The following is an 8,259-nucleotide window of genomic DNA, read 5'->3' on the forward strand; positions in this document are numbered from 1 at the left end:
CCGTCGGGGCGATCCGGTAGGCCGCGAGGCTCAGCCGGCCGGCCAGGCCCGGTTGCCGGGCCCGCTGGGCCGCCGCGTCCGCGGCCAGGCGTGACGAGATGGACGCGCGGTCGGCCGCCGACACCGGCGACGGGCCACCGCCGCGCGGCACGATGATCAGCATTGCCGCGGCGGCGATCGCGATGGCGAGTCCGGTGACGAGCAGTGCCGGCCGCGACCGCCGCCGCCTGGACGGGGCCGGTGGCGACGGGGCCGGTGATGGGCTGAGTGCCGGCGGGCGCGGGGTTCCTGCTGGATGCGGGGGTACCGACCCGGGCTGTCCACGCGGCGGCGGGGTCCGGGCTGGAATCGGCGGCGGCGAGGCGACAGGCGGCGGGGACAGCTGGGTGACGGGCATGTCCGCCACGTTCGCGGCGGTGCTGCCCGTGCTGCCCGTGCCGCCGGGCGGCTCCGGCCTGGGCGCCGGCCCCTTGGCGCCTGATGGCCGGCGCCGGGCCCAGCGGCGGGCACGTCCGGTGGGCTGCGCGGTGCCGGGCGGTCCGGGCGGTCCGGTGCCGGGCTCCGGGTGCGCGGGGAGGCTACCCCCGCCGATCAGCGATGTCCGCAGCTCCTCCGCGCTCGGCCGGGCCGCCGGGTCCTTCGCCATCGCGATCTCGACGAGGTTGCGCAGCTCGCCGCCAACTCCGTCGAGCCGCGGTGGCTCGTTGACGATGCGGTAAAGAATGGCGTCGATGGGACCGGTGCCGAACGGCGCGTGCCCGGTGGCGGCGAAGATCATGACGGCGCCCCAGGCGAAGACGTCGACCGCCGAGGTGATCGGTACGTCGAGGATCTGCTCCGGGGACATGTAACCGGGCGTACCGATGGCATGCCGGACGTTGTGGTTCAGGTCGGTGTCCGCGTTGAACTCGCGGGCCAGACCGAAGTCGATCACCTTGGGGCCGACCGGGGACAGCAGGACGTTGCCGGGGGGTGAGGTCGCGGTGCACGATCCCGGCCGCGTGGATGGCGCTCAGGGCGGTCGTCACGCTGACTGCGAGCTGTTCGAGATCGGCGGGCCGCAGCGGCCCCCGCACGGAGACGCGCCTCGACAGCGTCGGACCCTCGACGAACTCGGTCACGAGATAGGGCTGGGGCCCGTATGGATCTGCGTCCAGCACGGCGGCCGTGGTGAACCGCCGGACCCGGCGGGCACTCTCGGCCTCGCGGGCGAACCGGGCGCGGAATTCGGGCCGTTGCGCGAGCTCCGGCCTGATCATCTTGATCGCGATGGCGCTTCCGTCGGGTGCCCGGCCGAGGAAGACGGTGCCCATGCCGCCCTGCCCGAGCCGGCCGATCACCTGGTAGACCCCGAGCCGCCGCGGATCGGTCAGCTGGAGCGGGCGCACGGCGTCGCCGGGCAGCGGAGGTGGTGTCGCCCCCGTCACCGTGCCCCACTCCCGTAGTGGGACAACGGCCACGCACGCCCTGCCCCGCTCCCAAGGTACGCCGAGACCGGCGACCTTCTCAGATACGGCGGATGCCTGGACCGGCGCGGGCGCACAGGCAAAGTATCGCAGTAAAGGATGGAAGATCGCAGTATGGACAGAACCAGTATGGACGGAATATAGCGCAATACCGGCAAAGATGCATGATCTGGGAGGCCCTGTGCTCCGCCGCGCGGCAAAGTTCGACGTGACACTGACCCCGACCTCGCGGTCCCTGCTCGCCCCGGTCTCCGAGGAGCCACGGCGGTTGCTGCTCGACCGGGCCCTCGACGAGTTCGTCGCCGATCTCAGCGCGCTGGACGAGACGGCCGGCACGATGGTGGCCGGGGCGCCTCGTCCGACGATCGACACAGCCATCGACGCGGCGGTCCCCGCGGTGGTCGAGGGCACGCTGCTCGTCTCCGGCCAGGAGGTGATGCAGACCTGGGAGGCGCCGTTGATGCGGGCGCTGGCCGCCGAGGTGACCCAGCCGGGCGGTACCGTCCTCGAGGTCGGGTTCGGCCTGGGCCTGTCCGCCGGGTTCGTCCAGGAGATCGGCCCGGCCCGGCACATGATCATCGAGGCGAACCCGGCCACGGTGCGCGTCGCCGAGCAGTGGGCCCGCCCCGCGGGGCGCCGCGGAGTGGAGATCATCACCGGGCGTTGGCAGGAGGCCATACCCGGCCTCGGCCGGTTTGACGGCATCCTCTTTGACACCTATCCCCTCGACGAGACCGAGGTCGACGAGTATTTCGTGCGCAGCCCCACCTTCGCCGAGCACTTCTTCGCGCACGCCGCCGACCACCTGGCCGACGGCGGTTCGTTCACCTACTACTCGAACGAGATCGACTCGGTGTCCCGGCGGCATCAGCGGGCCCTGCTCCGCCACTTCCGCACCTTCAGCGTGCGTGTCGTCGACGGCCTGCAGCCGCCGGCGGACTGCAGCTACTGGTGGGCGCCGTCGATGGCGGTCATCGTCGCCCGGGAACCCCGCCGCTGATCCCCACCTTGCCTATCCAGAGGGATAAATCGGACACCGAAGCCTCTGGATAGGCAAGGTAACCGGGAGATACGGGAGATACGGGAGATACGGGACCGGACGGTTCAGGCGGGCTGGTGGGTGGGGATCACGACCGTGCGAACGGCGTCGTCGCGGATCTCCCCGACCAGCTCCTCCAGGATGTCCTCCAGCGCGACGAGCCCGAGGACCGTACCGTCGGCGTCGGTGACCCTGGCCAGATGCGCGCCGGAGTGCTGCATCGTCGCCAGCGCCGTCCGCAGGTTGTCGTCGGCGCCGACTCGGGCTAGCGGCCGGGTCCACTTGGCCGCGACCGGGCTGGACCGCTGCTCCGGCCGGGTCTCCAGCACGTCCTTGAGGTGCAGGTAGCCGATCAGTCCGCCCTCGGGGTCCCGCACCGGGAAGCGGGTGAATCCGGTGCGCGCGGCGAGCTGTTCGACCTGCCGGGGAGTGACCGCCGGGGACACGGTGACCAGCCCGTCCGGCGGGAGCAGGACGGCACGCGCGGTGCGTTCCTCGAACGACAGCGCCCCGGTCAGCAGGTCGTGTTCATCCTCGGCGAGCAGACCCTCCCGATGCGACTCCTCGATGAGGCCGGCGACCTCGTCGCGGGTGAAGACGCTCGCGATCTCGTCCTTCGGTTCGACGCCGACGAGCCGCAACGACACGGCCGCGATCGTGTTGAGCAGCGCGATGACCGGTTTGCCGCAGCGGACGACTCCGACCAGGAGCGGGGCGAGCAGCAGGACCGCACGCTCCGGCATCGCCAGCGCGATGTTCTTCGGGACCATCTCGCCGACGACCACGTGCAGGAAGGTCACCAGGCCCAGCGCGATGGCGAAGGCCACCGGGTGCAGCAGGGCGGAGGGCATCCCGGCCGCCTCGAACGGTCCGCGGAGCAGATGCGCGACCGCCGGTTCCCCGAGAGCGCCGAGGCCCAGGGTGCAGACGGTGATGCCGAGCTGCGCCCCGGCGAGCATCAGCGAGACGTTCTCCATCGCCCCAAGGGCGATCTTCGCCAGCCGCGAGCCCGCCTCGGCCATCGGCTCCAAGCTCGACCGCCGGGCCGAGATCAGCGCGAACTCGGCCCCGACGAACAGCGCGTTCAGCGCCAGCAGGACGACGGTGGCGACGATCGCCAGCAGGTCGGTCATCCCCACCCCGCCCTTCCGGCCGAGGCGGTCTCGGCATCCTCGGCATCCTCGGCCTCCTCAGCGGCCGGGCCTGCCGGGCCTGCCGGGCCTGTGCCGGGTCGGCGATCCGCGGGGTCCGCGACCGGCGGGTCCGTAGCCCTCTCCGGCGTGGCGCCCGTCGGCGCGATCGGATCCAGGCGGATCCGGTCGACCCGCCGGCCGTCCATCCGCTCGACGGTGTACCGCACGCCCTCCACGGCCGCCGTGTCGCCCGCCCCGGGGATGCGTCCCAGCGCCCGGGCCATCAGACCGCCCAGGGTCTGGTAGGTGTCGTCCGCGGGGATGTCGATCCCCGTGACGTTGCGGGCCTCCTCCGGGCGCAGCAGGCCGGAGAGCAGCCAGCTGCCGTCCCGTCGGCGCAGGGCGCGCGGGCTGACCCGATCGTGTTCGTCGACAACGTCGCCGACGATCTCCTCGATGAGGTCCTCGGCGGTGACCAGTCCGTCGGTGCCGCCGAACTCGTCGACCACGATCGCCATCTGCATGCCGCCGGCACGCAGTGTCTCCAGCAAGGGGTCGAGCAGGATCGTCGAGGGCACGGTCACCGGCGGGACCATCACGTCGCGTACCGGGGTATGGTCCCGGGCGTCCTCGGGGACGGCGACCGCGTTCTTCACATGGATGAGGCCCACGACGTCGTCGCTGTCCGTGCCGAGTACCGGGAAGCGGGAGTGCCCGGTGCGCCGGGTGAGGGTGATAACCTCACTGACCGGTTCGTCGGCATGGACGGTGCGCATGCGCATCCGGGGTGTCATGACGTCTTCGGCGGTCCGGTCACCGAACAGCAGGGATCGCTGCACCAGCGTCGCCGTCTCGTGGGAGAGGGTGCCGTGCTCGGCAGACCGCCCGACGAGGGAGAACAGCTCCTGAGCCGAACGGGCCGAGGCCAGCTCCTCGCGTGGCGAGATGCCGAGGCGGTGCAGCAGCGCGTTCGCCGTGGTGTTCAGCGAGCGGATCAGCGGGCCGGTGGCCTTCGTGAAGGCACGCTGGGGAGCCTGCACCGCCAACGCGGTGCCGAGGGGATGGGCGATCGCCAGGTTCTTCGGGATCAGCTCGCCGTACACCATCGTCAGGCCCGTCGCGAGGACCAGGGCGATCGCCACCGACGCCGCCCGGGCGAGCCCGTCCGGGGCGCCGAGCGAGGTGATCGGCCCCTCGAGCAGCCCTGCGATGGCGGGCTCCGCCAGAAAACCGATCGCCAGGTTGGTGATGGTGATCCCGAGCTGGGCGCCGGACAGCTGGGTGGACAGACCGCGCAGTGCGGTGAGTACCCCGCGGGCGCCCCGATCATCGCGCTCGGCGGCCCGCTCCACCGAGGGCCGGTCCACCGTGACGAAAGCGAACTCGGCCGCGACGAAAACGCCGCAGGCGGCCACGAGCACCAGGCTGAGTACCAACAGAAGCGCCTCGATCATCGGTCGACCCCCGCGGGCGCTTCCTCGCGCGTGGGTCGGCCGGAACTACACCCGGCATCTTCGGAGACTTTCATGATCCCTTCCGGTCGGTGCGGGGTGACCCGGCCCGCGGGCCTACCCCGTCACGCGGCAACAACGCGCTTCATAGCCCGTTCGTTTCACGATGACCTCTGGTCGGCGCACGGTCCAGACCCTGAGTGGGCCTCAGTAGAAGATCACCGTGTGGGCCAGCCGGCCAGCCGGTCCGGTGTCGTGGCCCGGCCGGCCCGGTACTGGAGAACGGTCGATCGGCGGGCGTGGGCCGGACGCGATGGTGAGGAACCGGACGCGCCGATGAGAACAAGAGCCCTGGAGCCCGATATGACGGATCCCCGACGGTGTCACGGAGGGTAGCAGCGGGAAGGGATTGGGTGACATCACCGGGTGGCTTGCCGGCTCGCCGCGCGACGAGGAGGTCGTCATGCACAGGTCTCATGGGAGGGTTTTTCCGGTGGTACTCGCCCTGGCCGCGACGGCGATCCTCGTCGCCGGATGCGGCCCGGGCCCGGGCGGCGGCGGGGGCACCGCGGTGGCGGCTCCGGCGACGCCCGTGGCGGCCCGGTGCCGGACCGCTCAACTCGCTCTGAGCAGCATCGACCGCCAGGGAACCGCGGGCAGCGACTACGAACGGCTGGTCCTGACCAACATCGGTCACAGCCCCTGCGTGGTACGCGGATTCCCTGGCGTGTCGTTCGTGGACGCGGCCGGCCGGCAGGTGGGCGCGGCGGCGGAGCACACGGGGCCGGTGGGCGCGCCGGTGCGGCTCGTGCCCGGGGGCGCCGCGACGGCGGTCCTGCGCATCCTGCATCTCGGCGTGGCGGAAGGCTGCACACCTCCCTCGGGGACCGCGCCGGTCGCCGTGCTGCGCGTGTACCCGCCGGGGAACACCGAGGCGCTGCGGCTGACCGGCCCGGACACGCGGGCATGCCGGGATCCCGCCGTGCGGCAGCTCACCGTGGCCGCGTTCACGGCGTGACCGGGCCGGCTCCCACGGTGCCCAGGGCGATGCCGGTGGATCGGCCGGTGGAGGTCAGAGCCGTTCGATGATGGTGGCGTTGGCCAGGCCGCCGCCCTCGCACATCGTCTGCAGGCCGTAACGGCCGCCGGTGGCCTCCAGGTAGTTGAGCATCGTGGTGAGCAGGCGGGTGCCCGATCCACCCAGTGGGTGGCCCAGCGCGATGGCGCCCCCGCGCGGGTTGAGCTTCGCCGGGTCGGCACCGGTGTCGCGGGCCCACATGAGCGGCACGGGCGCGAACGCCTCGTTGACCTCGAAGGTGTCGATGTCGTCGATGCTCAGACCGGCGCGCTTGAGCGCCTTGCGGGTCGCCGGGATCGGCGCGGTCAGCATGAGCAACGGGTCATCCCCGGCGAGCGCGAACGTGTGGAACCGGGCCCGTGGCCGCAGGCCGAGCTCGTTCGCCCTGGTCTCGCTCATGATCAGGACGGCCGAGGCGCCGTCGGTCAGCGGGGAGGAGTTACCCGGGGTGATGTTCCAGGTGATTTCCGGGAAGCGGGCAGCGTACGCCTCGGTGTAGAAGGACGGCTTGAGCATCGCCAGCGTCTCAACGGTCGTGGTCGCTCGGACCGTCTCGTCCACGGTGTGCTGGGCTGTCGTGCCGTCCGGAAGGGTGATCTCGACCGGGACGATCTCCCCGGTGAAGTCCCCCGCCGCGGCGGAGGCCGCCGCGAGCTGGTGCGACCGCGCGGAGAAGATGTCCAGGTCCTCCCGGTTGATCTTCCATCGGGCGCTGACGAGCTCCGCGCCGATGCCCTGGTGGGCCAGGCCCTCCGGGTAGCGGGCGTGCAGGCTCGGGCCGTTGGGGTCCTTGCCGAGGGTGGTGGAGCCCATCGGCACCCGGCTCATCGACTCCACCCCGGCGGCGATGACGATGTCGTAGGCGCCGGCGAGCACCCCCTGCGCGGCGAAATGGGCGGCCTGCTGGCTCGACCCGCACTGGCGGTCGATCGTGGTGGCCGGCACCGACTCGGGGAACCCGGCCGCCAGCACCGCGGTGCGCCCGATGTTGACGGCCTGCTCGCCGGCCTGGTCGACACACCCGGCGATGACGTCGTCAACCAGCGCGGGATCAAGGTCGTTGCGGGCGATCAGTGCCTTCAGCACGGTGGCCAGCAGCTCCACCGGATGGGTTTCGGACAGCGCCCCACCCGGCTTGCCCCGTCCCGACGCCGTGCGTACCCCATCGACGATGACTGCGTTCTCCATGGGCTCTCCCTCGTCACAACCATCACACGTCACAATCATCACAATGACGGCGGATCGACCGTTGCCCTGCCCGTGTCGCCTACCCGTTGCCTGGCGCTTGCCTGGATCGACGCTACGGGCCACCCTCTTGATGGGTCAACAAGTGAACCGGAGGTCAGGGGGTCGGGGCCGGGCATCCCGTCGGATAACCGAGCGCATGTGTATAGTATCTCTCCGCTGCCGGATGTAGCGGGACGTACCGGCAGATGTTGGTCGCGATGAAGGAGCCGGGAGTCGCGAAATCGAGGCGGCGCGCCTGCGCCTGCGCCTGATGGGTGGTCCACAGGGTGGCCTTGAACTCGGCGGAGTGTTCACCCATCATCCGGGCGGCGAACTCGACCAGCGCGGCGTCGGCGTACTTGCTGGCGACGATGCCGTTCGGCACTGCGAGGGTCTGTGTCGGCTGGGACGGGATGATGTTGTAGTCACCCGGCTCGATAGCGGCCCTTGTGAAGACGTTGGCTCCGACATCGAGGTACTGGGAGTACCAGTCCCGCTGGATCGCCGATTGCCAGTCGTCGAGTGGCACGAATCTGATCTTCTGGTAGCTGTCGTTGTATTCCTGGACCGCCATCGTGGGAGCGCCCGCCGCCCACAGGACCGCGTCGGCGTGATCCGCACCGGTGGGATGAAGTTTCTGGAGAGCCTCGGCTATCCGGTTCCCGGTCACCGGACGGATGACGCAGCCCGCTCCTTTCACCCGGGTGATCTGACGGAACAGCACGGAGGCGATCTGGTGGGTGCCCGAGTCGAGCATTCCGCTTTCGACCGTCTTGCCGCACAGATCGTCCGCGCTATGAATGCTGGAGTTGGTCGGGACGATGAGCTGAAGAACGTCGTAGTAGATCTGGCCGACGAGGCGTAG

The 8,259-nt window shown here is 71.0% G+C and carries 7 protein-coding genes and 1 pseudogene; 2 read left to right on the forward strand and 6 right to left on the reverse strand.

Going from position 1 to position 8,259, the window contains the following annotated elements:
* Nucleotides 1-934: protein kinase domain-containing protein (locus tag AC08OU_RS19940; protein ID WP_476605544.1), on the reverse strand; the 934-nt coding region annotated here is incomplete at its 3' end.
* Nucleotides 935-1,025: 91 nt separating this feature from the next.
* Nucleotides 1,026-1,313 (reverse strand): annotated as a pseudogene (locus AC08OU_RS19945) (protein kinase family protein); the annotation flags it as partial.
* A 334-nt stretch (nucleotides 1,314-1,647) separates the two neighbouring features.
* Here AC08OU_RS19945 and AC08OU_RS19950 point away from each other — a divergent pair.
* Nucleotides 1,648-2,466 carry a class I SAM-dependent methyltransferase gene (locus tag AC08OU_RS19950; RefSeq protein WP_476601448.1) on the forward strand — a complete coding sequence of 273 codons (819 nt, stop codon included), beginning with the start codon at nucleotides 1,648-1,650 and terminating at the stop codon, nucleotides 2,464-2,466.
* Between the two features lie 104 nt (nucleotides 2,467-2,570).
* On the opposite strand, the gene AC08OU_RS19955 is transcribed toward AC08OU_RS19950, so the two are convergent.
* Both AC08OU_RS19955 and AC08OU_RS19960 read right to left on the reverse strand, forming a co-directional pair.
* Complete coding sequence (locus AC08OU_RS19955; RefSeq protein WP_476601447.1) at nucleotides 2,571-3,638, reverse strand: hemolysin family protein; 1,068 nt, start codon at nucleotides 3,636-3,638, stop codon at nucleotides 2,571-2,573.
* Nucleotides 3,635-5,092 carry a hemolysin family protein gene (locus AC08OU_RS19960; RefSeq protein ID WP_476601446.1) on the reverse strand — a complete coding sequence of 486 codons (1,458 nt, stop codon included), beginning with the start codon at nucleotides 5,090-5,092 and terminating at the stop codon, nucleotides 3,635-3,637. Before AC08OU_RS19960 ends, AC08OU_RS19955 begins: the two co-directional genes overlap by 4 nt.
* A 460-nt stretch (nucleotides 5,093-5,552) precedes the next feature.
* On the opposite strand from AC08OU_RS19960, the gene AC08OU_RS19965 reads away from it, so the two are divergent.
* Nucleotides 5,553-6,107, forward strand: a complete 555-nt coding sequence (locus tag AC08OU_RS19965; RefSeq protein ID WP_462188258.1) for a DUF4232 domain-containing protein — start codon at nucleotides 5,553-5,555, stop codon at nucleotides 6,105-6,107.
* Between the two features lie 54 nt (nucleotides 6,108-6,161).
* Here AC08OU_RS19965 and AC08OU_RS19970 read toward each other — a convergent pair whose 3' ends face one another.
* Together AC08OU_RS19970 and AC08OU_RS19975 are read right to left on the reverse strand one after the other, a co-directional pair.
* Complete coding sequence (locus AC08OU_RS19970; protein ID WP_462188257.1) at nucleotides 6,162-7,355, reverse strand: thiolase family protein; 1,194 nt, start codon at nucleotides 7,353-7,355, stop codon at nucleotides 6,162-6,164.
* A gap of 154 nt (nucleotides 7,356-7,509) precedes the next feature.
* Nucleotides 7,510-8,259 (reverse strand): TAXI family TRAP transporter solute-binding subunit (locus AC08OU_RS19975; RefSeq protein ID WP_476605545.1); only part of this gene is annotated, 750 nt, incomplete at its 5' end.

This window comes from Frankia sp. CcMO1 (genome assembly GCF_977945845.1).